A 21,461-nucleotide genomic window follows, 5' to 3' on the forward strand; every position below is an offset into this window, starting at 1 on the left:
GTCCCGCGCATTTTTGCCAAGCCCTTGTCCAGAAAAGGAAGCGCCATGACCACGGCAGCCGAACAACAGCAGTTCCAGCAACAGGGTCTGTACGACCCGGCCAACGAGCACGATGCCTGCGGCGTCGGTTTCGTGGCCCACATCAAGGGCGAAAAGCGCCACGACATCGTGACCCAGGCGCTCAAGATCCTGGAGAACATCGACCACCGCGGCGCCGTTGGTGCCGACAAGCTGATGGGCGACGGCGCTGGCATCCTGATCCAGCTGCCCGATGCGCTGTACCGCGAAGAAATGGCCAAGCAGGGTGTGACCCTGCCGCCCGCCGGCGAATACGGCGTCGGCATGATCTTCCTGCCCAAGGAGCACGCCAGCCGCCTGGCTTGCGAGCAGGAAATGGAGCGCGCCATCAAGGCCGAAGGCCAGGTGCTGCTGGGTTGGCGCGATGTGCCCGTCAACAAGGACATGCCCATGTCCCCGACGGTGCGCGAGAAAGAGCCGATCATGCGGCAGGTCTTCATCGGCCGCGGCAACGACGTGATCGTGCAGGACGCGCTGGAGCGCAAGCTGTACGTGATCCGCAAGACCGCCAGCGCCCACATCCAGGCGCTCAAGCTCAAGCACAGCAAAGAGTATTACGTGCCCAGCATGAGCAGCCGCACCGTGGTCTACAAGGGCCTGCTGCTGGCCGACCAGGTGGGCACCTACTTCCTGGACCTGCAGGACCCGCGCTGCGTTTCCGCCCTGGGTCTTGTGCACCAGCGCTTCTCTACCAACACCTTCCCCGAGTGGCCGCTGTCGCACCCCTACCGCTATGTGGCGCACAACGGCGAGATCAACACCGTCAAGGGCAACTACAACTGGATGAAGGCGCGCGAAGGCGTGATGTCCTCGCCCGTGCTGGGCGCCGACCTGCAGAAGCTCTACCCGATCAGCTTCGCCAGCCAGTCCGACACCGCCACGTTCGACAACTGCCTCGAACTGCTGACCATGGCTGGCTACCCCATCAGCCAGGCCGTGATGATGATGATTCCCGAGCCCTGGGAACAGCACACCATGATGGACCCGCGCCGCCGCGCGTTCTACGAGTACCACGCCGCCATGCTGGAGCCCTGGGATGGCCCGGCCTCCATCGTGTTCACAGACGGCCGCCAGATCGGCGCCACGCTGGACCGCAACGGCCTGCGCCCCTCGCGTTACTGCATCACCGACGACGATCTGGTGATCATGGGGTCCGAGTCGGGCGTGCTGCCGATCCCGGAAAACAAGATCGTGCGCAAGTGGCGCCTGCAGCCCGGCAAGATGTTCCTGATCGACCTGGAGCAGGGCCGCATGATCGACGACGAGGAGCTGAAGGCCAACCTCGCCAACAGCAAGCCCTACAAGCAGTGGATCGAGAACCTGCGCATCCGCCTGGACGATGTGGAGCATCCGGTGGCCGGCGAAGACGCCGTCGAACTGCCGATCACCAAAACCGAGCCCCAGTCCACGGGCGCTGAGCGCGTGTCGCCCGAGCTGCTGGACCAGCAGCAGGCGTTTGGCTTCACGCAGGAAGACATCAAGTTCCTGCTCAGCCCCATGGCCGCCAACGGCGAAGAGGGCATTGGCTCCATGGGCAACGACAGCCCGCTGGCCGTGCTCTCTGGCAAGAACAAGCCGCTGTACAACTACTTCAAGCAGCTGTTCGCCCAGGTGACGAACCCGCCCATCGACCCGATCCGCGAAGCGATCGTGATGTCGCTGGTGTCCTTCGTCGGTCCCAAGCCCAACCTGCTGGACATCAACCAGGTCAACCCGCCGATGCGGCTGGAGGTGAGCCAGCCGGTGCTGGACGCTGCCGACATGGCCAAGCTGCGCAACATCGAGTCGGTGACGCAGGGCAAGTTCAAGAGCGCCACGCTGGACATCACCTACCCGGTCAGCTGGGGCAAGGAAGGCGTGGAAGCCAAGCTGGCCTCGCTGTGTGCCGAAGCCGTGGACGCGATCAAGGGTGGCAAGAACATCCTGATCATCAGCGACCGTGGCGTGAGCCGCACCCAGGTGGCCGTGCCGGCGCTGCTGGCGCTGTCGGCCGTGCACCAGCACCTGGTGCGCGAAGGCCTGCGCACGACCGCCGGTCTGGTGGTCGAAACCGGCACCGCGCGCGAAGTGCACCACTTCGCCGTGCTGGCGGGCTATGGCGCCGAAGCCGTGCACCCCTACCTGGCCATGGAAACCCTGCAGGCGATCGCCGCAGACCTGCCGGGCGAGCTGAGCGCCGAGAAGGCGATCTACAACTACATCAAGGCGATCGGCAAGGGTCTGTCCAAGATCATGTCCAAGATGGGCGTGTCGACCTACATGTCCTACTGCGGCGCCCAGCTGTTCGAAGCCATCGGCCTGAACAGCGAGACCGTGTCCAAGTACTTCACCGGCACCGCCAGCCGCGTGGAAGGCATCGGCGTGTTCGAGATCGCCGAAGAAGCCATCCGCATGCACAAGGCGGCGTATGGTGACGACCCGGTGCTGGCCAGCATGCTGGAAACCGGCGGTGAGTACGCCTGGCGCGCCCGTGGCGAAGAGCACATGTGGACGCCCGACGCGATTGCCAAGCTGCAGCACAGCACGCGCGCCAACAACTGGAACACGTACAAGGAATACGCCCAGATCATCAACGACCAGAGCCGGCGCCACATGACGCTGCGCGGCCTGTTCGAGTTCAAGATCGACCCGTCCAAGGCCATCTCCATCGACGAGGTGGAGCCGGCCAAGGAGATCGTCAAGCGCTTTGCCACCGGCGCCATGTCGCTGGGTTCCATTTCCACCGAAGCACACGCCACGCTGGCCGTGGCCATGAACCGCATCGGTGGCAAGAGCAACACCGGCGAAGGCGGCGAGGACGCGCTGCGCTACCGCAACGAGCTCAAGGGCATCCCGATCAAGCAGGGTCAGACCATGTCCGACCTGCTGGGCAACATCTTCGAGGTGGACTACCCGCTCGAAGCCGGCGACTCGCTGCGTTCCAAGATCAAGCAGGTCGCCTCGGGCCGCTTCGGTGTCACGGCCGAGTACCTGGCAAGCGCTGACCAGATCCAGATCAAGATGGCCCAGGGTGCCAAGCCGGGCGAGGGTGGCCAGCTGCCCGGCGGCAAGGTGTCGGAATACATCGGCAAACTGCGCCACAGCGTGCCGGGTGTTGGCCTGATCTCGCCCCCGCCGCACCACGACATCTACTCGATCGAAGACCTGGCCCAGCTGATCCACGACCTGAAGAACGTGGCGCCGCACAGCGACATCAGCGTCAAGCTGGTGTCCGAAGTGGGTGTGGGCACCATCGCTGCCGGCGTGGCCAAGTGCAAGGCCGACCACGTGGTGATCGCCGGTCACGACGGTGGCACGGGCGCCTCGCCCTGGTCGTCGATCAAGCACGCCGGTTCGCCCTGGGAAATCGGCCTGGCCGAAACCCAGCAGACCCTGGTGCTCAACCGCCTGCGCAGCCGCATTCGCGTGCAGGCCGACGGGCAGATGAAGACCGGCCGCGACGTGGTCATCGGCGCGCTGCTGGGCGCCGACGAGTTCGGCTTCGCCACCGCGCCGCTGGTGGTCGAGGGCTGCATCATGATGCGCAAGTGCCACCTGAACACCTGCCCGGTGGGCGTGGCCACGCAGGACCCGGAGCTGCGCAAGAAGTTCTCGGGCAAGCCCGAGCACGTCGTCAACTACTTCTTCTTCATCGCCGAAGAGGCGCGCCAGATCATGGCGCAGCTGGGCATCCGCAAGTTCGACGAGCTGATCGGCCGCGCCGATCTGCTGGACATGAAGAAGGGCATCGAGCACTGGAAGGCCCGCGGCCTGGACTTCAGCCGTCTGCTGGCCACGCCGGCGGTGCCGGCCGATGTGCCGCGCCTGCATGTCGAGAAGCAGGACCATGGTCTTGAAAAATCGCTCGACAACGTGCTGATCGCCAAGAGCAAGGCCGCCATCGAGAAGGGCGAGAAGGTCCAGTTCATCGAGGTGGCGCGCAACGTGAACCGCTCCGTGGGCGCCATGCTCTCGGGTGCGGTCACCAAGGTGCACCCCGAGGGTCTGCCGGACGACACCATCCGCATCCAGCTCGAAGGCACGGGCGGTCAGTCCTTCGGCGCGTTCCTGACCAACGGCATCACGCTGTACCTGATCGGCGACGCCAACGACTACACCGGCAAGGGCCTGTCGGGCGGCCGTGTGGTGGTGCGTCCGAGCATCGACTTCCGAGGCGAGTCCACCCGCAACATCATCGTCGGCAACACGGTGATGTACGGCGCCACCTCCGGTGAAGCCTTCTTCAGCGGCGTGGCAGGCGAGCGCTTCGCCGTGCGCCTCTCGGGCGCCACGGCGGTAGTCGAAGGCACGGGCGACCACGGTTGCGAGTACATGACCGGCGGGACCGTGGTGGTGCTGGGCAAGACAGGCCGCAACTTCGCGGCCGGCATGAGCGGCGGCATCGCCTACGTCTACGACGAGGACGGCCTGTTCGCCCAGCGCTGCAACACCGCCCAGGTCGCGCTGGAGAAGGTGCTGTCCGCCACCGAACAGGAAGCCACTACGGACAAGGCGATCTGGCACCGCGACCAGACCGACGAAGCCCAGCTCAAGAAGCTGCTGCAGGATCACAACCGCTGGACCGGCAGCAAGCGTGCCCGCGAGCTGCTGGACAACTGGGCCGAAGCCCGCGCCAAGTTCGTGAAGGTCTTCCCGACCGAATACAAGCGCGCCCTGGCCGAGATCAACGCCAAGAAGGCGGCCGTGGCCGCCACTGGCAAGGCCCAGGGCAGTGCCAAGAAGCAAACGGCCCCCGCCAAGTAAGAAGCAACCACCCCACGCAGGACCAACATCATGGGAAAAGTCACCGGCTTCATGGAATATGAGCGTCTGGAAGAGGGCTACAAGCCCGTTGCCGAACGCCTGAAGCACTACAAGGAATTCGTGGTTGCGCTGGACGACAGCCAGGCCAAGATCCAGGGCGCGCGCTGCATGGACTGCGGCACGCCGTTCTGCAACAGCGGCTGCCCGGTCAACAACATCATTCCGGACTTCAACGACCTCGTGTATTCGGGCGACTGGCAGAACGCCATCACCGTGCTGCACAGCACCAACAACTTCCCCGAGTTCACCGGTCGAATCTGCCCCGCGCCTTGCGAGGCGGCCTGCACCATCAACGTGAACGGCGACGCCGTGGGCATCAAGTCCATCGAACACGCGATCATCGACAAGGCCTGGGAAAACGGCTGGGTGAAACCGCAACCGGCCAGGCACAAGACCGGCAAGAAGGTCGCCGTGGTCGGTTCTGGCCCCGCCGGCCTGGCCGCAGCCCAGCAGCTGGCCCGCGCCGGCCACGATGTGACGGTGTTCGAGAAGAACAGCCGCATCGGCGGCCTGCTGCGCTACGGCATCCCCGACTTCAAGATGGAGAAGTCGCACATCGACCGCCGCGTCGCGCAGATGGAAGCCGAAGGCGTGGTGTTCAAGACCAGCACGCTGATCGGCACCGTGCCCGAAAACCTCAAGGTCACCAACGATGCCAAGACGGTGATCAGCGCCGAAGACCTCAAGGCGCAGTTCGACGCCGTGCTGCTGACCGGCGGTTCCGAGCAGAGCCGCGACCTGCCGGTGCCGGGCCGCGACCTGGACGGCGTGCACTTCGCCATGGAGTTCCTGCCGCAGCAGAACAAGGTCAACGCCGGCGACAAGCTCAAGAACCAGCTGCGCGCCGACGGCAAGCACGTCATCGTGATCGGCGGTGGCGACACCGGCAGCGACTGCGTGGGCACCAGCACCCGCCATGGCGCCGTGAGCGTGACCCAGTTCGAGGTCATGCCCCAGCCGCCCGAGCAGGAGAACAAGCCCCTGGTGTGGCCGTACTGGCCACTGAAGCTGCGCACCAGCTCCAGCCACGACGAGAGCGCCGAGAAGGGCATCCTCAAGCGCGAGTTCGCCATCTCCACCAAGGAATTCGTTGGAAAGAACGGCAAGCTGACCGGCCTGAAGACCGTACACGTGGAGTTCAAGGACGGCAAGCTGGTCGAAGTCGCGGGTACCGAGAAGGAGTACAAGGCCGACCTGGTGCTGCTGGCCATGGGCTTCGTGAACCCGGTCGCCACCGTGCTGGACGCCTTCGGCGTGGACAAGGACGCACGCGGCAATGCCAAAGCATCGACGGACTTTACCGGTGGTTACATCACCAACGTGCCCAAGGTGTTTGCGGCCGGTGACATGCGCCGCGGCCAGTCGCTGGTGGTGTGGGCCATCAGAGAGGGACGGCAAGCGGCGCGCTCGGTGGACGAGTTCCTGATGGGGCATTCCGACCTGCCTCGATGAGCATGGGGGATTGCCTGATGGCCGGCCGGGCGTTTGTTAAGCGCATGCGACAATGCCCGGTCACACATTTGGCCTCATGAGCGATACCCCATTTATCGACATCGACCATGTCACCTTCGGCTACGACAGCCGAAGGATCATCCTCAACGACATCTCCCTCAAGTTCGCCCGCGGCAAGATCACGGCTGTGCTGGGGGGGTCCGGTTGTGGAAAAACCACCCTGCTGCGCCTGATCGGCGGCGTGCACGCTCCCGACAGCGGGCGCGTGGTCTTTGACGGCGAGCAGGTGAACACTGCCGACAAGGCGCAACTGTTCCGGCTGCGCCGCCGCCTGGGCATGCTGTTCCAGTTCGGGGCGCTGTTCACCGACCTGAACGTGTTCGACAACGTCGCCTTCCCCCTGCGGGAGATGACCGATCTGCCCGAGGAACTCATCCGCCACATCGTGCTGATGAAGCTCAATGCGGTGGGCCTGCGGGGGGCGGCACATCTCAAGATCAGCGAAGTCTCCGGCGGCATGGCGCGCCGGGTCGCGCTGGCGCGGGCCATCGCACTGGACCCCGAACTCATCATGTACGACGAGCCGTTCGCGGGCCTCGATCTGGTGTCGATGGGCGTCGCGGCCAAACTCATCCGCACCCTGACCGACGTGACCGGTGCCACCTCGCTGCTGATCTCGCACGACATCCCGCAGTGCATGGCGATCAGCGACCACGTGGTGTTGCTGGCAACCGGTGGTCGTGTGGTCGCTCAGGGAACTCCGGCCGAGCTCATGTCCAGCACCGATCCCGAGGTTCGCCAGTTCGTGCGTGGTGAACCCGACGGGCCGGTCAAGTTCCACTATCCGGCCCGGTCCGTGGCCGAAGACTTTGGTCCGAGGGCGGCCGCATGAACCTGTTGCAGATCATTGGGCAGTGGGTCCTGGGCCTGCTGGGGCGCTGGGGCCATGGCGCCTTGTTCTTCCTCGACCTGCTGCGGGCCGTGCCGGCCTCGCTGCGGCGTTTCGGTCTGGTGGTCCGGCAGATCCACGCGATCGGCAACCGGTCGCTGGTGATCATCCTGGCCTCGGGCCTGTCGGTCGGCTTCGTGCTGGCGCTGCAGATGTACTACGCGCTCACGACCTACGGCGCCGCCGAGTCGCTTGGCCTGATCGTCAACCTGGCGCTCGTCCGAGAACTCGGCCCGGTGGTCACTGCGCTGCTGTTTGCCGGGCGGGCCGGCACTTCGCTGACGGCCGAGATCGGCCTGATGAAGGCCGGCGAGCAGATCGCCGCGATGGAGCTGATGGCCATCGACCCCAAAGCGCGCGTGCTGGCACCGCGCTTCCTGGGCGGCATCCTGTCCATGCCCTTGCTCGCCGCCCTGTTTTCCACCGTCGGTATTCTGGGCGCCTACGTGGTGGCGGTGCTGCTGATCGGCATCGATGCCGGCAATTTCTGGTCGATCCAGCAAAACGGCGTCGACGTCTGGCGCGATGTCGGCAACGGCGTCGTCAAGAGCGCGGTGTTCGGCGTCATCTGCACCGCCGTGGCGCTCTACCAGGGTTATGAAACTGAAGCCACCCCGGAGGGTGTGGCCTATGCCACCACAAGAACGGTGGTCACCGCCTCGCTGGGCGTGTTGGCGATGGACTTCATCCTGACCGCCCTGATGTTCTCGACCCCCTGATTCGGGAGAACCTATGAACAAGAAAAGCATTGAAATTTTTGTTGGTCTGTTTGTCGTGCTCGGCGCTCTGTCGCTGCTGTTCCTCGCACTCAAGGCGGCCAACCTGGCCAGCTTCACCAACGGTGGCGACACCTACACGCTGCAGGCGCGCTTCGACAACATCGGCGGGCTGAAGGCGCGCGCGCCGGTGCGCTCGGCGGGCGTCCATGTCGGGCGGGTGACCAGCGTGACACTGGATCCCCAGACCTACCTCGGGGTGGTGACCATGGAAGTCAACAAGGGGGTGGCTTTTCCCAAGGATTCGTCGGCCAAGATCCTGACTTCGGGGCTGCTGGGTGACCAGTACATCGGCATCGAACCCGGCGGAGACGAGAAGAATCTGCAAGCGGGTGACGTGATCACGCAAACCCAGTCTGCGGTGGTGCTGGAAAACCTGATCGGCCAGTTCCTGTTCAACAAGGCCGCCGATGGCGGTGAACAAAAACCGCAGTGAGTGCGCCATGGTGCGTGCCCAGGAGATTGACATGAGATTCGATGGCCGTCGTCTCTTGCGCTGGCTGGCATCGCTGCTGCTCGTCGGCGTGCTGACGGGTTGTGCCAGCGGTCCGAACGCAAGCCCACGCGACCCGCTGGAGCCCCTGAACCGGCAGGTGACAGCGTTCAATGATGCGGTGGATGGGGCGGTGCTCAAACCCGTCGCCACCGTGTACCGCGACGTCACGCCCGACCCGGTCCGCACAGGTGTCAACAACTTCTTTGAGAATCTGCGCGACGTTTGGTCGTTCATCAACGCCTCGCTGCAGCTGCGGCCCCGTGAGGCCGCCGAGAACTTCCTCCGCTTCAACGTCAACACCTTCTTTGGCGTTGCCGGGCTCTTCGATGTGGCCTCTGAAATGGGGATCGAGCGCACTCGCCTGGACTTCGGTCAGACGCTGGGCCGATGGGGCGTGCCCTCGGGGCCTTACCTCGTGCTGCCGATCTTCGGTCCCTCCACCGTTCGCGACGCGGCGGGCTTCAGCATCGAGTCCAGTGGCGATCTGGTGCAAGGCATCTCCGACATCCCGACCCGCAACTCCCTGTATGTGTTGCGAGCGGTGGAAACCAGGGCCAACCTGCTGCGCGCCACGACCCTGCTCGAGGGCGCTGCACTGGACAAATACAGCTTCACCCGCGACCTCTATCTGCAGCGCCGGGAAAGCCAGATTGAAGACCTGAAAGACAAGGGCATCGGGCTCAAGGACGGGTCCGACTGACCCACAAACCGATACCTCTGAATTACAGTTCCGACACATTCACCCGGAACCGGTGCCGTACAGTCCCTGTCCCATGCGGACCGAAGATCCGGCGCCGAGCCGGGACTCACACCGCTTCTGAAAGGACATCGCACATGCAACGCCGCCACTGGATATTCAGCCTCATCACCGCCGCCGCTGTTTTCGCAAGCCCGCTGGCCATGGCAGAGGTGGAAGCACCGGATGCGCTCGTCAAGCGCATTTCCAGCGATGTGCTCGCCTCTGTGAAAGCCGATCCGGCGATCCAGAAGGGGGACATCAGCCGCATCGTTGCACTGGTGGACGCCAAGATCATGCCGAACGTCAACTTCTCCCGCATGACGTCCATGGCCGTCGGCCGCGCCTGGCGCCAGGCGACGCCCGAGCAGCAGAAACAGCTCCAGGACGAGTTCAAGACCCTGCTGGTCCGGACCTATGCCGGTGCCCTCGGCGAAGTCCGCGACCAGACCCTGAGCTTCAAGCCAATGCGCTCGAAGCCGGAAGACACCGAGGTTGTGGTGCGCAGCGAAGTGCGTGGCAAGGGCGAGCCGATCCAGCTCGATTACCGCCTCGAAAAGGCGGACAGCGGCTGGAAGATCTACGACCTGAACGTGCTGGGCGTCTGGCTGGTGGAAACCTACAAGTCCCAGTTTGCCCAGGAGATCAACACCAAGGGCATCGACGGGCTGATTGCCAACCTGGTCCAGCGCAACAAGAGCGCAGCCGGTAAGACCAGCTGAGGGCAGATGAGCGTGTCTGAAACCGCCGCCATCCCCATGCCGGAACAGCTGACCCTGTCCGGTGCCGCCCAGACGCTGGAAAGGCTCCGGGACTCGCTGGTCCGCCAGGCAGGCCCGACCGTGGTGCTGAACGCCGACCCGCTGAAGGTGTTCGACACCTCGGCGGTGGCGGTGTTGCTGGAGCTGCGCAACGCGCTGCTGACCCAGGGCAAGACCTTGCAGGTGGCCCGCATGCCGCAGCGCCTGCAGGCGCTGGTCACACTCTACGGCGTGGCCGAGCTGCTGCCCGCTTGAGCCGCTCGCCAGCGACATTGCGCGCCGCGACATAAAATCGACGGCTCACCCGCGGTCAGCAGATGTCCTGCCAGCGTCCGGTGACCTGGCCCGCTTCCGCAATGCCCGCAGTTTCCTTTCAGAACGTTTCCAAGACCTACGCTTCGGCCCGTGGCGAGCTGCAGGCGCTCAAAGGCGTGTCCTTTGACATCCAGCCCGGCGAGTTTTTTGGCCTGCTGGGTCCCAATGGCGCCGGCAAGACCACACTGATCAGCGTGCTGGCCGGACTGGTGCGGGCCAGCGGTGGTCGTGTGCTGGTGCAGGGGCACGATGTCCAGTCCGACTACGCGGCCGCGCGGCGGGCGCTCGGTGTGGTGCCCCAGGAGCTGGTGTTCGACCCGTTCTTCAACGTTCGTGAGGCGCTCCGCTTCCAGTCCGGCTACTTCGGCATCCACCACAACGACGACTGGATCGACGAACTGCTGCAAGGGCTGGGGCTGACCGACAAGGCGGGCGCCAACATGCGCCAGCTCTCGGGTGGCATGAAGCGCCGGGTGCTTGTGGCGCAGGCCCTGGTGCACAAACCGCCAGTGATCGTGCTCGACGAGCCCACGGCGGGTGTGGACGTGGAACTGCGCCAGACCCTCTGGCAGTTCATAAGCCAGCTCAACAAGCAGGGCAGCACGGTGCTGCTGACGACCCACTATCTGGAAGAGGCGGAGGCCCTGTGCGGCCGCATCGCCATGCTGCAGCTGGGCCGGGTGGTGGCGCTGGAGAAGACGTCCGATCTGCTGCGCCAGGCCTCGTCCAACGTGCTGCGGTTCAAGACCGACCAGGCGCTGCCGCCGGAGCTGGCGGCGCAGGCGCGCGTCACGGGTCGGGTGGTGCAGCTGCCGGCGCACAACGCGATCGAGGTCGAGCAGTGGCTGGCGCGCGCTCGGGAGGCCGGCGTGGTCGCCGATGACGTGGAAATCCGCAAGGCCGACCTTGAGGATGTGTTCATCGAGGTGATGGAGCGAGCCTCCGGTCAGGTACAGGAGGCCACCCCATGAACGGCTGGCAGACCCTGTTCTACAAGGAGGTGCTGCGCTTCTGGAAGGTCGGCTTCCAGACCGTGGCGGCGCCGGTCATCACGGCCATCCTGTACATGATGATCTTCGGGCATGTGCTCGAAGGCAGCGCCAAGGTCTACGGCGAGGTGAACTACACCGCCTTCCTGCTGCCCGGCCTGGTGATGATGAGCGTGCTGCAGAACGCGTTTGCCAACAGCAGTTCTTCGCTCATCCAGAGCAAGATCATGGGCAACCTGGTGTTTTTGCTGCTCACACCGTTGTCCCACCGCGCCTGGTTCTTTGCCTATGTCGGCTCATCGGTGGTGCGTGGCCTCGCGGTGGGCGCGGGTGTGATGGCGGTGACCTGGTGGTATGCCCAGCCCAGTCTGGTGGCGCCGCTGTGGATCCTGGTGTTCGGCTTCATGGGCGCTGCCTTGCTGGGGGCCCTGGGCCTGATCGCAGGGCTCTGGGCCGAGAAATTCGACCAGATGGCTGCGTTCCAGAACTTCATCATCATGCCCATGACCTTTCTCTCGGGCGTGTTCTATTCCATCCATTCCCTGCCCGACTTCTGGCAGACGGTGAGCCATCTCAATCCGTTCTTCTACATGATCGACGGCTTCCGCTATGGCTTCTTCGGGGTGAGCGATGTGTCGCCCTGGATGAGTCTGGGTCTGGTGGGCGGCGCGCTGGTGGCCGTCAGTGCCCTGGCCCTGCACCTGCTGCGCACCGGCTACAAAATCCGTCACTGAGCGATTCCTTCCATGACTGCTGAACAGCTGCAACAACTCATCGCCGCCGGCCTGTCCTGCGAGCACATCGAAGTCACCGGTGATGGCCGCCACTGGGCAGCCGTGATCGTCTCGCCCGAGTTCGAGGGCAAGCGGCCGATCGCGCGCCACCAGCGCGTCTATGCCACATTGGGCGAACGCATCAAGACGGACGAGGTGCACGCCCTGTCCTTGAAGACCTTCACCCCCGCCGAATGGGCGGCCCAGAACTGAGCGCCCCGACACCATGGACAAACTGCGAATCACCGGTGGACGTCCCCTCAACGGCGAGGTCACCATTTCGGGCGCCAAGAACGCGGCGCTGCCCGAGATCTGTGCCTCCTTGCTCACCGCTGATCCGGTGTACCTGAACAATGTGCCGCGTCTGCGCGACGTGGCCACCATGCGCCTGCTGCTCGACAACATGGGTGTGCAGACCGAAACGCATGGCGAGCGCGGTGGCATGAGTTTCGTGGCGCCCGACAGCCTCAACCCGGAAGCGCCTTATGAGCTGGTGAAAACCATGCGCGCCTCGGTGCTGGTGCTGGGCCCACTGCTGGCTCGGTTCGGCCGCGCCAAGGTGTCGCTGCCGGGTGGCTGCGCCATCGGCTCGCGCCCGGTGGATCAGCACATCAAGGGCCTGCAGGCCATGGGTGCCGAGATCGTGGTCGAACACGGATACATGGTGGCCCAGCTGCCGCAGGGTCGCAGCCGCCTCAAGGGCGCACGCATCGCCACCGACATGGTGACCGTCACCGGCACCGAGAACTTCCTGATGGCCGCCGCGCTGGCCGAGGGTGAAACGGTGCTGGAGAACGCGGCGCAGGAACCCGAGATTCCCGATCTGGCCGAAATGCTGATCGCCATGGGCGCGAAGATCGAAGGCCATGGCACCAGCCGCATCCACATCCAGGGCGTGGACCGGTTGCACGGCTGCACCCACCAGGTGGTGGCCGACCGCATCGAGGCCGGCACCTTCCTGTGCGCGGTGGCCGCCACCGGGGGCGATGTGGTGCTGCGCCACGGCCGTGCCGACCATCTCGACGCGGTCATCGACAAGCTGCGCGACGCGGGCGCTGAAATTGAGGTCGGTCAGGGCTTCATCCGTGTGCGCGCCTCGGGACGTCTGAAGGCACAGAGCTTCCGCACCACCGAGTACCCCGGCTTTCCGACCGACATGCAGGCGCAATTCATGGCGCTCAACTGCATCGCAACCGGCACCAGCAAGGTCACTGAGACCATCTTCGAAAACCGCTTCATGCACGTCAACGAACTGGTCCGTCTGGGCGCCAAGATCCAGACCGACGGCAAGGTGGCCGTGATCGAGGGCATCGACCGCCTGCAGGGCGCCACCGTCATGGCCACCGACCTGCGGGCTTCGGCCAGCCTGGTGATCGCCGGCCTGGTGGCCGAGGGCGAAACCATCGTCGACCGCATCTACCACCTGGACCGGGGCTACGACCAGATGGAAGCCAAGCTGCGTGGCATCGGTGCCGATATCGAAAGAATCAAATGATCACCCTGGCGCTGTCCAAAGGCCGCATCTTCGACGAAACCCTGCCGCTGCTCGCGGCCGCGGGCATCGAGGTGCTGGAAGACCCGGAAACCTCCCGCAAGCTGATCCTGCCGACGAACCAGCCGGACGTGCGGGTGGTGCTGGTGCGCGCGTCCGACGTGCCGACCTATGTGGAATACGGTGGCGCCGACCTCGGCGTGACGGGCAAGGACACCCTGATCGAGCACGGCGGCCAGGGCCTGTACCAGCCGCTGGACCTGCAGATCGCCAAGTGCCGCATGAGCGTGGCGGTTCCGGCCGATTTTGACTACGCCTCGGCCGTGCGCCAGGGCTCGCGCCTGAAGGTCGCGACCAAGTACACCACCATCGCGCGCGAGTTCTTCGCCAGCAAGGGTGTGCACGTGGACCTGATCAAGCTCTACGGCAGCATGGAACTGGCGCCGCTGACCGGCATGGCCGACGCGATCGTCGACCTGGTGTCCACCGGCAAGACGCTCAAGGCCAACAACCTGGTCGAGGTCGAGCAGATCATGGACATCAGTTCGCGCCTGGTGGTCAACCAGGCCGCGCTCAAGCTCAAGCAGGCCGCCATCCGCCCCATCCTTGACGCTTTCTCACAAGCCATTTCCAAACAGTCCGTTCCATCATGAGTCTGTCCGCCCAGCCCGCCCGCCTGAACACCACCGCGTCCGATTTCGAGGCGCAGTTTGCAGCCCGGCTGCACTGGTCGGCGGACACGGACCATGCGATCGAGCAGCGCGTGGCGGACATCCTGGGGGACGTGAAGCAGCGCGGTGATGCCGCGGTGCTGGAATACACGGCGCGCTTCGACGGCCTGCAGGCCGCCTCGATGGCCGAGCTGGAGCTGACGCAGGCCGACTTCAAGGCCGCGTTCGACGGCTTGCCAGCCACCCAGCGCGAGGCGCTGCAGAGCGCGGCGCGTCGCGTGCGCAGCTACCACGAGGCGCAGAAAAAGGCCTCCGGCGAGAGCTGGACCTACCACGACGAGGACGGCACGCTGCTGGGCCAGAAGGTCACGCCGCTGGACCGGGTGGGCATCTATGTGCCCGGCGGCAAGGCGGCCTACCCGTCGAGCCTGATCATGAACGCGGTGCCGGCGCACGTGGCCGGCGTGGGCGAAATCATCATGGTGGTGCCAACCCCGGTGCGCGGCAGTGTCGCCACCGGCGGCACGGGCGCGGCCACCGCCGCGCGTGGCGAGCGCAACGAGCTGGTGCTGGCCGCCGCCTATGTGGCCGGCGTCACGCGCGCCTTCACCATTGGCGGCGCCCAGGCGGTGGCCGCGCTGGCCTATGGCACCGCCACCGTGCCCAAGGTCGACAAGATCACCGGCCCCGGCAACGCCTACGTGGCCAGCGCCAAACGCCGCGTGTTCGGCGCCGTGGGCATCGACATGATCGCCGGCCCAAGCGAAATCCTGGTGCTCGCCGACGGCAGCACGCCGGCCGAGTGGGTGGCGATGGACCTGTTCAGCCAGGCCGAGCACGACGAACTGGCCCAGAGCATCCTGCTGTGCCCCGACGCCGCCTACCTCGACGCGGTGCAGCGCGAGATCGACCGCCTGTTGCCCACCATGCCGCGCGCGGCCATCATCGCCAAGAGCCTGAACGACCGCGGCGCGCTGATCCTCACGCGCGACATGGAGGAGGCCTGCGCCATCAGCAACCGCATCGCACCCGAGCACCTTGAAGTGAGCAGCAGCGACCCGCACCGCTGGGAGCCGCTGCTCAAGCACGCGGGGGCCATCTTCCTTGGCGCCTACACCAGTGAAAGCCTGGGCGACTACTGCGCCGGCCCCAACCACGTGCTGCCCACCAGCGGCACGGCCCGCTTCTCGTCGCCGCTCGGCGTGTACGACTTCCAGAAGCGCAGCAGCCTGATCGAGGTCAGCCAGGCCGGAGCCCAGCCGCTGGGTGCCATCGCCGCCGAGCTGGCCTACGGCGAAGGCCTGCAAGCCCACGCCCGCGCCGCCGAGCTGCGCCTGTCCACCGTGCCACCGATGCGGGGCACGAAGTGAACGCGATGACCACCCCGAACCCGTTGCAGAACATCCGGCAGGACATCCAGTCCATGCACGCCTATGCCATCCAGGACTCGACCGGCATGGTCAAGCTGGATGCGATGGAAAACCCGTTTGCGCTGCCGCCCGAACTGCAGGCCGCCCTGGGCGAGCGCCTGGGGGCCGTGGCCGTCAACCGCTACCCTGGCGCGCGCATCGAGGACTTGAAGCAGGCGCTGGCGCGCTACGTGAATCTGCCTGAGGGCTGCGCCCTGATGCTGGGCAACGGCTCGGACGAGTTGATCTCGCTGCTGGCCATGGGCTGCGACGTGCCCGGTGCCTCCATCCTCGCGCCGCTGCCGGGCTTCGTGATGTACGCCATGAGCGCCCAGCTGCAGGGTCTGGCCTACCACGGCGTCCAGCTCACGGCCGATTTCGAGCTCGACGAAGACGCCATGCTGGCCGCGCTGCGCCAGCACCAGCCCACCATCACCTACATCGCCTACCCGAACAACCCCACCGCCAACCTGTGGGATGCGGGCGTGATCCGGCGCCTGATCGCCGAGGCCGGCAGTTTCGGCGGCCTGGTGGTGATGGACGAGGCCTACCAGCCGTTTTCAAGCCGCAACTGGCTGGACGAGATACGCGCCCACCCGGCGGCCAACGCCAATGTGCTGCTCATGCGCACCCTGTCCAAGTTCGGCCTGGCGGGCGTGCGGCTCGGGTACATGCTCGGCCCGCAGGCGCTGGTGCATGAGATCGACAAGCTGCGCCCACCCTACAACGTGAGCGTGCTCAATGCCGAATGCGCGCTGTTCGCGCTGGAACATGCCGACGTGTTCGCGCAACAGGCGGCCACCATCCGCGCCGAGCGCGAGCGCCTGATCGCCGCGCTGGCGGCCATGCCGGGCGTGCAGCCCTTCCCGAGCCAGGCCAACATGGTGCTGGTGAGGGTCCCCGATGCGCAGAAGGCCTTCGAAGGCCTGAAGGCGCGCGGCGTGCTGGTCAAGAATGTTTCTAAAATGCACTCATTGCTCGGCAACTGCCTGCGCCTGACGGTCGGCACCCCCGACGAGAACACGCAGATGATCGCTGCCCTGCAAGCCAGCCTATGACCACCCCTTCTTTTGCCGCCAGCCCCCGCGTGGCCGACGTCCAGCGCAACACGTCCGAGACGCAGATCCGCGTGCGTATCAACCTCGACGGCTCGGGCAAGGCCCAGCTGTCCACCGGCATCGGCTTTTTCGACCACATGCTCGACCAGATCGCCCGCCACGGGCTGATCGACCTGGAGATCGAGGCCAAGGGCGACCTGCACATCGATGGCCACCACACAGTGGAAGACGTGGGCATCACTCTGGGCCAGGCCTTTGCCAAGGCCGTGGGCGACAAGAAAGGCATCCGCCGCTACGGCCACGCCTACGTGCCGCTGGACGAGGCGCTCTCGCGCGTCGTGATCGACTTCTCCGGCCGTCCCGGCCTGCATATGCGTGTGCCCTTCAAGGCCGGCATGGTCGGCGCGTTCGACACCCAACTGGCCTTCGAGTTCTTCCAGGGCTTTGTCAACCATGCCGGTGTGACGCTGCACATCGACAACCTGCACGGCGAAAATGCCCATCACCAGGCCGAGACCGTGTTCAAGGCCTTCGCCCGTGCGCTGCGCATGGCGCTGGAGCGTGACGAACGCCTGGGCGATGTGATCCCCTCGACCAAAGGTTCGCTCTGAGTCTTTCCTCTTCAGGGTCCTGATGAAATCCAAGACAGTCGCCGTGGTGGACTACGGCAGCGGCAACCTGCGTTCCGTCTCGCAGGCGGTGATGCACGCCGCCATCGGTTCGGGGGTGGACGTGATCGTCACCTCCGATGCGCAGGCCGTGTTCGATGCCGACCGTGTGGTGCTGCCCGGGCAGGGTCACATGGCCGATTGCATGAACGAACTCGCCTCTTCGGGTCTGAAAGAGGCCGTGTTGCACGCTGCGGCTCACAAGCCGCTGTTTGGTGTCTGCGTGGGCATGCAGATGCTTCTGGAGCGCAGCGAGGAGGGACCGACCGATGGGCTGGGCCTCATGCCCGGCGAGGTCGTCCGGTTCCAGTTGCAGAACCGGCTGCAGGAAGACGGCAGCCGGTTCAAGGTGCCCCAGATGGGCTGGAACCAGGTGTTCCACCGCCTGGCTGGCCGGCCAGAGCACCCGATGTGGTCCGGCATCGCCGATGGCGCCTATTTCTACTTTGTGCACAGCTACTTCGCGCGTCCTGCCGATCCGGCGCATGTGGTGGGTGAGACCGACTTTGGCGGCCGCTTTGCGTCGGCGATCGCGCGCGATAACATTTTTGCAACCCAGTTTCATCCGGAAAAAAGCGCCGACCAGGGCCTGGCGCTGTACCGGAACTTCCTGTCCTGGAAACCCTGAGTGCCCTCACTTCATCCACCATCATGCTGCTGATTCCCGCCATTGACATGAAAGACGGCCAGTGCGTTCGCCTCAAGCAGGGGGACATGGACCAGACCACGGTGTTCGGCGAAGACCCGGCGGCCATGGCCCGCAGCTGGGTCGACAAGGGTGCGCGCCGCATCCACCTGGTCGATCTCAATGGCGCCTTTGCGGGCAAGCCCAAGAACGAACAGGCCATCCGCGCCGTGCTCAAGGAGGTCGGCTCTGAAGTCGATGTGCAGCTTGGTGGTGGCATCCGCGACCTGGACACCATCGAGCGCTACCTGGACGCCGGCCTGCGCTACGTGATCATCGGTACCGCTGCGGTCAAGAACCCCGGCTTTCTGCAGGACGCCTGCACCGCGTTTGGTGGCCACATCATCGTCGGCCTCGACGCCAAGGACGGCAAGGTGGCCACGGATGGCTGGAGCAAGCTCACCGGTCACGAAGTGGTGGACCTGGGGAAGAAGTTCGAGGACTACGGCGTCGAATCCATCATCTACACCGACATCGGCCGCGACGGCATGCTCAGCGGCATCAACATTGAGGCGACGGTCAAGCTGGCGCAGTCGCTGTCGATTCCGGTGATCGCCTCGGGCGGCCTGTCTAACCTGGAAGACATCCGCAAGCTCTGCGCGGTGGAGGATGAGGGCGTCGAAGGTGTGATCTGTGGCCGCTCGATCTACAGCGGTGACCTGGACTTCGAGGCGGCGCAGGCGCTGGCCGACGAGTTGAACGGATGAAGACCGATGCTGGCTAAACGCATCATCCCCTGCCTGGACGTGACCGGTGGTCGCGTGGTCAAGGGCGTCAACTTCGTGGAACTGCGCGACGCCGGTGACCCGGTGGAGATCGCAGCCCGCTACAACGAGCAGGGTGCCGACGAGTTGACGTTCCTGGACATCACCGCCACCAGCGACGGGCGCGACCTGATCCTGCACATCATCGAGGCGGTGGCTTCGCAGGTATTCATCCCGCTCACGGTTGGTGGCGGCGTGCGCACGGTCGAAGACGTGCGCCGACTGCTCAATGCCGGTGCTGACAAAACCAGCTTCAATTCGGCGGCCATCGCCAATCCGCAGGTGATCCGCGACGCGTCCGACAAATACGGCTCGCAGTGCATCGTGGTCGCCATCGACGCCAAGCGCCGCCACGGGGACGACGCCGCTGCGCGCGGCGAAGGCTGGGATGTCTACAGCCACGGCGGCCGCAAGAACACCGGGCTGGATGCGGTGGCCTGGGCGCGGCAGATGGCCGAATACGGCGCCGGCGAGATCCTGCTGACCAGCATGGACCGCGACGGTACCAAAAGCGGCTTCGACCTGGAGCTCACGCGCGCTGTCGCCGACGCGGTCAGCGTGCCCGTCATCGCGTCCGGCGGCGTGGGCAATCTCGACCACCTGGCCGACGGTGTGCAGCAGGGCGGGGCGGATGCGGTGCTGGCTGCCAGCATCTTCCACTACGGCGAGTACACCGTGGCCCAGGCCAAGCAGCGGATGGCCGAACGCGGCATTCCGGTGAGGTTGTGATGGACTGGCTCGACGCCATCAAGTGGGATGCGCAGGGCTTGGTTCCCGTGATCGCGCAGGAAGCGGCCACCGGCGACGTGCTGATGTTCGCCTGGATGAACCGGGAAGCGCTGCGGAAGACGGCCGAGCTGGGGCGTGCGGTGTATTTCAGCCGTTCGCGCAACAAGCTCTGGTTCAAGGGCGAGGAGTCCGGCCACGTGCAGACGGTGCACGACATCCGGCTGGACTGCGACAACGACGTGGTGCTGCTCAAGGTGACGCAACTGGGCCACGAGCCCGGTATCGCTTGCCATACCGGGCGTCACAGCTGCTTCTTCCAGAGCCACCAGAATGGACAGTGGGTGCCGGTCGATCCGGTGCTCAAGGACCCGGAATCGATTTACAAGTGAGTGCCATGTCCGACACCGATTCGCTCGCGCGCCTGGCCGCGGTCATCGAAAGCCGCAAGCCAGCCAACGGCGGCGATCCCGAGAAGAGCTATGTCGCGCGACTGCTGCACAAGGGGCCGGACGCCTTCCTCAAGAAGATCGGTGAAGAAGCCACCGAGGCGGTGATGGCCGCCAAGGACTGTGACCATGGCGGCGACGTGCAGAAGCTGGTCAACGAGGTGGCCGATCTCTGGTTCCACAGCATGATCGCGCTGGCCCACTACGGCAAGACACCGGCCGACGTGGTGGCCGAGCTGGCGCGCCGCGAGGGGTTGAGTGGTCTGGAAGAAAAAGCCCTGCGCAAGGCGGTGGCGCGCGAGGCGGAACCCAAATCCTGAAAGGAGCCGACATGAGCGACATCATCGACGTCAAGGCGGTGGACAGCGAAAAGGCAGAATCCCTCAAGACAGTCGGCTGGATCAGCTATCTGCTGCACCTGATCGTGGCGGTAGCGGCGGTGTTGCCGGGCGCGCAGGTGGGCGTCGGCATCCTGCTGGTGGCGCTCATCATCGATCTGGTGAAAAAGGGCGACGCCGAAGGCACCTGGCAGGCCAGTCATTTCTCCTGGCGCATCCGCTCCGTGATCTGGGCCGGCATCCTGTATGTCGTCACCTGGCCTCTGTGGCTGCTGTTGTTGCTGCCGGGCATGATCGCCTGGGCCATCATTTCCATCTGGTTCCTCTACCGCATTGTCCGGGGCATGGTGCGCATGAATGCCAGCCAGGCCATGCCTTCCTGAAACCGCCCGAAACTCCATGAGTCATCAAGACCCCAATTGCATTTTCTGCAAGATCGTTGCTGGCCAGATCCCGTCCCGGAAGGTGTATGAGGATGAGGAGCTGTACGCGTTTCACGACATCCATCCCTGGGCGCCGGTGCATTTCCTGCTGATTCCCAAGCGGCACATTGCCTCCATGGCGCAGTTGGCGCCCGCCGACGAGGGCTGGATGGGGCGTTTGATGGTGCTGGCGCCGAAGCTGGCACTGGAACAGGGCTGCAATCCGTATCCCGAAGGTGGCTTTCGCATGGTGTGCAACACCGGCATCGAAGGTGGTCAGGAGGTTCAGCACCTGCACTGGCACGTGATGGGCGGTCCTCGTCCCTGGGCGCGCGGCTGAACCAAATCCGCGGTCGTAGAATCCCAGTATTGGCGCCGGTCGCGCTTTCACACAACGTTTTGGAGATACTCATGGGCTCATTCTCGATTTGGCATTGGCTGATCGTGCTGCTGATCGTGGTGATGGTGTTCGGCACCAAAAAACTGAAGAACATCGGCTCCGACCTCGGTGGCGCCGTCAAAGGTTTCAAGGACGGTATGAAGGACGGTGGCCAGGCCGCCGATGCAACACCGGCCGCTCAGGTGGGCCAGGACGCTCGGAGCGAAAAGACCACCATCGACGTTGAAGCCAAGCAAAAAAGCTGACTCAAG

General features: G+C 65.1%; 24 protein-coding genes. All 24 read left to right on the forward strand.

Annotated features, from left to right (window positions below; translation table 11 throughout):
- The first annotated feature begins 45 nt into the window (after positions 1 to 45).
- The 24 genes from DD542_RS05775 to tatA all read left to right on the forward strand — a co-directional run bounded on the left by DD542_RS05775 (position 46) and on the right by tatA (position 21,455).
- On the forward strand, positions 46 to 4,821 hold the full coding sequence (locus tag DD542_RS05775) for a glutamate synthase-related protein (protein ID WP_066152808.1): 4,776 nt from the start codon (positions 46 to 48) through the stop codon (positions 4,819 to 4,821).
- A 30-nt stretch (positions 4,822 to 4,851) separates the two neighbouring features.
- Complete coding sequence (locus DD542_RS05780; RefSeq protein ID WP_127804424.1) at positions 4,852 to 6,333, forward strand: glutamate synthase subunit beta; 1,482 nt, start codon at positions 4,852 to 4,854, stop codon at positions 6,331 to 6,333.
- A gap of 76 nt (positions 6,334 to 6,409) precedes the next feature.
- Positions 6,410 to 7,225, forward strand: a complete 816-nt coding sequence (locus tag DD542_RS05785; RefSeq protein WP_127804426.1) for an ATP-binding cassette domain-containing protein — start codon at positions 6,410 to 6,412, stop codon at positions 7,223 to 7,225.
- The gene (gene mlaE / locus DD542_RS05790) at positions 7,222 to 8,001 is read left to right on the forward strand and encodes a lipid asymmetry maintenance ABC transporter permease subunit MlaE (protein ID WP_127804428.1); all 780 of its coding nucleotides are present in this window, start codon (positions 7,222 to 7,224) and stop codon (positions 7,999 to 8,001) included. Before DD542_RS05785 ends, mlaE begins: the two co-directional genes overlap by 4 nt.
- A gap of 13 nt (positions 8,002 to 8,014) precedes the next feature.
- Positions 8,015 to 8,494 carry an outer membrane lipid asymmetry maintenance protein MlaD gene (gene mlaD / locus DD542_RS05795; protein ID WP_066152822.1) on the forward strand — a complete coding sequence of 160 codons (480 nt, stop codon included), beginning with the start codon at positions 8,015 to 8,017 and terminating at the stop codon, positions 8,492 to 8,494.
- A gap of 31 nt (positions 8,495 to 8,525) precedes the next feature.
- Positions 8,526 to 9,254, forward strand: a complete 729-nt coding sequence (locus DD542_RS05800; protein WP_066152825.1) for a VacJ family lipoprotein — start codon at positions 8,526 to 8,528, stop codon at positions 9,252 to 9,254.
- A gap of 134 nt (positions 9,255 to 9,388) precedes the next feature.
- The gene (locus DD542_RS05805; RefSeq protein WP_066152828.1) at positions 9,389 to 10,012 is read left to right on the forward strand and encodes an ABC transporter substrate-binding protein; all 624 of its coding nucleotides are present in this window, start codon (positions 9,389 to 9,391) and stop codon (positions 10,010 to 10,012) included.
- A gap of 6 nt (positions 10,013 to 10,018) precedes the next feature.
- Positions 10,019 to 10,306: an STAS domain-containing protein gene (locus tag DD542_RS05810; protein WP_241559692.1), complete on the forward strand. Its 288-nt coding sequence runs from the start codon at positions 10,019 to 10,021 to the stop codon at positions 10,304 to 10,306.
- Between the two features lie 101 nt (positions 10,307 to 10,407).
- Complete coding sequence (locus DD542_RS05815; RefSeq protein ID WP_127804430.1) at positions 10,408 to 11,337, forward strand: ABC transporter ATP-binding protein; 930 nt, start codon at positions 10,408 to 10,410, stop codon at positions 11,335 to 11,337.
- Positions 11,334 to 12,089 carry an ABC transporter permease gene (locus DD542_RS05820; protein WP_066152837.1) on the forward strand — a complete coding sequence of 252 codons (756 nt, stop codon included), beginning with the start codon at positions 11,334 to 11,336 and terminating at the stop codon, positions 12,087 to 12,089. Before DD542_RS05815 ends, DD542_RS05820 begins: the two co-directional genes overlap by 4 nt.
- A 12-nt stretch (positions 12,090 to 12,101) precedes the next feature.
- Positions 12,102 to 12,341, forward strand: a complete 240-nt coding sequence (locus DD542_RS05825) for a BolA family protein (RefSeq protein ID WP_066152840.1) — start codon at positions 12,102 to 12,104, stop codon at positions 12,339 to 12,341.
- A gap of 13 nt (positions 12,342 to 12,354) precedes the next feature.
- On the forward strand, positions 12,355 to 13,623 hold the full coding sequence (gene murA / locus DD542_RS05830) for a UDP-N-acetylglucosamine 1-carboxyvinyltransferase (protein WP_127804432.1): 1,269 nt from the start codon (positions 12,355 to 12,357) through the stop codon (positions 13,621 to 13,623).
- Positions 13,620 to 14,273 (forward strand): ATP phosphoribosyltransferase, encoded by a 654-nt coding sequence (hisG, locus tag DD542_RS05835; RefSeq protein ID WP_066152846.1) that lies wholly within the window; start codon positions 13,620 to 13,622, stop codon positions 14,271 to 14,273. Before murA ends, hisG begins: the two co-directional genes overlap by 4 nt.
- The gene (gene hisD / locus DD542_RS05840) at positions 14,270 to 15,661 is read left to right on the forward strand and encodes a histidinol dehydrogenase (protein WP_127804434.1); all 1,392 of its coding nucleotides are present in this window, start codon (positions 14,270 to 14,272) and stop codon (positions 15,659 to 15,661) included. Before hisG ends, hisD begins: the two co-directional genes overlap by 4 nt.
- Before the next feature lie 5 nt (positions 15,662 to 15,666).
- Positions 15,667 to 16,758, forward strand: coding sequence for a histidinol-phosphate transaminase (hisC, locus tag DD542_RS05845; protein WP_127804436.1), 1,092 nt, complete (start codon positions 15,667 to 15,669; stop codon positions 16,756 to 16,758).
- On the forward strand, positions 16,755 to 17,369 hold the full coding sequence (gene hisB, locus DD542_RS05850) for an imidazoleglycerol-phosphate dehydratase HisB (protein WP_066152854.1): 615 nt from the start codon (positions 16,755 to 16,757) through the stop codon (positions 17,367 to 17,369). The genes hisC and hisB overlap by 4 nt, the downstream gene beginning before the upstream one ends.
- A gap of 22 nt (positions 17,370 to 17,391) precedes the next feature.
- Positions 17,392 to 18,054, forward strand: a complete 663-nt coding sequence (gene hisH, locus DD542_RS05855) for an imidazole glycerol phosphate synthase subunit HisH (RefSeq protein WP_066152857.1) — start codon at positions 17,392 to 17,394, stop codon at positions 18,052 to 18,054.
- Between the two features lie 23 nt (positions 18,055 to 18,077).
- Positions 18,078 to 18,818: a 1-(5-phosphoribosyl)-5-[(5-phosphoribosylamino)methylideneamino]imidazole-4-carboxamide isomerase gene (hisA, locus tag DD542_RS05860; RefSeq protein ID WP_127804438.1), complete on the forward strand. Its 741-nt coding sequence runs from the start codon at positions 18,078 to 18,080 to the stop codon at positions 18,816 to 18,818.
- A gap of 6 nt (positions 18,819 to 18,824) precedes the next feature.
- On the forward strand, positions 18,825 to 19,604 hold the full coding sequence (gene hisF, locus DD542_RS05865; RefSeq protein ID WP_127804440.1) for an imidazole glycerol phosphate synthase subunit HisF: 780 nt from the start codon (positions 18,825 to 18,827) through the stop codon (positions 19,602 to 19,604).
- Positions 19,604 to 19,993, forward strand: a complete 390-nt coding sequence (gene hisI, locus DD542_RS05870) for a phosphoribosyl-AMP cyclohydrolase (RefSeq protein WP_066152866.1) — start codon at positions 19,604 to 19,606, stop codon at positions 19,991 to 19,993. Before hisF ends, hisI begins: the two co-directional genes overlap by 1 nt.
- Before the next feature lie 5 nt (positions 19,994 to 19,998).
- Positions 19,999 to 20,370: a phosphoribosyl-ATP diphosphatase gene (locus DD542_RS05875; protein WP_066152870.1), complete on the forward strand. Its 372-nt coding sequence runs from the start codon at positions 19,999 to 20,001 to the stop codon at positions 20,368 to 20,370.
- Between the two features lie 11 nt (positions 20,371 to 20,381).
- The gene (locus DD542_RS05880) at positions 20,382 to 20,771 is read left to right on the forward strand and encodes a hypothetical protein (RefSeq protein WP_066152873.1); all 390 of its coding nucleotides are present in this window, start codon (positions 20,382 to 20,384) and stop codon (positions 20,769 to 20,771) included.
- Between the two features lie 16 nt (positions 20,772 to 20,787).
- Positions 20,788 to 21,150, forward strand: coding sequence for a histidine triad nucleotide-binding protein (locus DD542_RS05885; protein ID WP_066152878.1), 363 nt, complete (start codon positions 20,788 to 20,790; stop codon positions 21,148 to 21,150).
- A 71-nt stretch (positions 21,151 to 21,221) separates the two neighbouring features.
- Positions 21,222 to 21,455, forward strand: coding sequence for a Sec-independent protein translocase subunit TatA (gene tatA, locus DD542_RS05890; protein ID WP_066152883.1), 234 nt, complete (start codon positions 21,222 to 21,224; stop codon positions 21,453 to 21,455).
- Positions 21,456 to 21,461: the final 6 nt, after the last annotated feature.

The organism is Hydrogenophaga sp. NH-16, assembly GCF_004006415.1.
Classification (GTDB): domain Bacteria; phylum Pseudomonadota; class Gammaproteobacteria; order Burkholderiales; family Burkholderiaceae_C; genus Hydrogenophaga; species Hydrogenophaga pseudoflava.

Coding starts and splice junctions, on each gene's coding strand:
- mlaE (WP_127804428.1), top strand. CDS start 7,222: ATGAACCTGTTGCAGATCATTGGGCAGTGGGTCCTGGGCCTGCTGGGG.
- murA (WP_127804432.1), top strand. CDS start 12,355: ATGGACAAACTGCGAATCACCGGTGGACGTCCCCTCAACGGCGAGGTC.
- hisF (WP_127804440.1), top strand. CDS start 18,825: ATGCTGGCTAAACGCATCATCCCCTGCCTGGACGTGACCGGTGGTCGC.
- hisI (WP_066152866.1), top strand. CDS start 19,604: ATGGACTGGCTCGACGCCATCAAGTGGGATGCGCAGGGCTTGGTTCCC.
- hisB (WP_066152854.1), top strand. CDS start 16,755: ATGACCACCCCTTCTTTTGCCGCCAGCCCCCGCGTGGCCGACGTCCAG.
- mlaD (WP_066152822.1), top strand. CDS start 8,015: ATGAACAAGAAAAGCATTGAAATTTTTGTTGGTCTGTTTGTCGTGCTC.
- hisG (WP_066152846.1), top strand. CDS start 13,620: ATGATCACCCTGGCGCTGTCCAAAGGCCGCATCTTCGACGAAACCCTG.
- DD542_RS05880 (WP_066152873.1), top strand. CDS start 20,382: ATGAGCGACATCATCGACGTCAAGGCGGTGGACAGCGAAAAGGCAGAA.
- DD542_RS05815 (WP_127804430.1), top strand. CDS start 10,408: ATGCCCGCAGTTTCCTTTCAGAACGTTTCCAAGACCTACGCTTCGGCC.
- DD542_RS05780 (WP_127804424.1), top strand. CDS start 4,852: ATGGGAAAAGTCACCGGCTTCATGGAATATGAGCGTCTGGAAGAGGGC.
- DD542_RS05820 (WP_066152837.1), top strand. CDS start 11,334: ATGAACGGCTGGCAGACCCTGTTCTACAAGGAGGTGCTGCGCTTCTGG.
- DD542_RS05875 (WP_066152870.1), top strand. CDS start 19,999: ATGTCCGACACCGATTCGCTCGCGCGCCTGGCCGCGGTCATCGAAAGC.
- DD542_RS05885 (WP_066152878.1), top strand. CDS start 20,788: ATGAGTCATCAAGACCCCAATTGCATTTTCTGCAAGATCGTTGCTGGC.
- hisD (WP_127804434.1), top strand. CDS start 14,270: ATGAGTCTGTCCGCCCAGCCCGCCCGCCTGAACACCACCGCGTCCGAT.
- DD542_RS05800 (WP_066152825.1), top strand. CDS start 8,526: ATGAGATTCGATGGCCGTCGTCTCTTGCGCTGGCTGGCATCGCTGCTG.
- DD542_RS05775 (WP_066152808.1), top strand. CDS start 46: ATGACCACGGCAGCCGAACAACAGCAGTTCCAGCAACAGGGTCTGTAC.
- tatA (WP_066152883.1), top strand. CDS start 21,222: ATGGGCTCATTCTCGATTTGGCATTGGCTGATCGTGCTGCTGATCGTG.
- DD542_RS05805 (WP_066152828.1), top strand. CDS start 9,389: ATGCAACGCCGCCACTGGATATTCAGCCTCATCACCGCCGCCGCTGTT.
- DD542_RS05810 (WP_241559692.1), top strand. CDS start 10,019: ATGAGCGTGTCTGAAACCGCCGCCATCCCCATGCCGGAACAGCTGACC.
- hisA (WP_127804438.1), top strand. CDS start 18,078: ATGCTGCTGATTCCCGCCATTGACATGAAAGACGGCCAGTGCGTTCGC.
- hisH (WP_066152857.1), top strand. CDS start 17,392: ATGAAATCCAAGACAGTCGCCGTGGTGGACTACGGCAGCGGCAACCTG.
- DD542_RS05825 (WP_066152840.1), top strand. CDS start 12,102: ATGACTGCTGAACAGCTGCAACAACTCATCGCCGCCGGCCTGTCCTGC.
- DD542_RS05785 (WP_127804426.1), top strand. CDS start 6,410: ATGAGCGATACCCCATTTATCGACATCGACCATGTCACCTTCGGCTAC.
- hisC (WP_127804436.1), top strand. CDS start 15,667: ATGACCACCCCGAACCCGTTGCAGAACATCCGGCAGGACATCCAGTCC.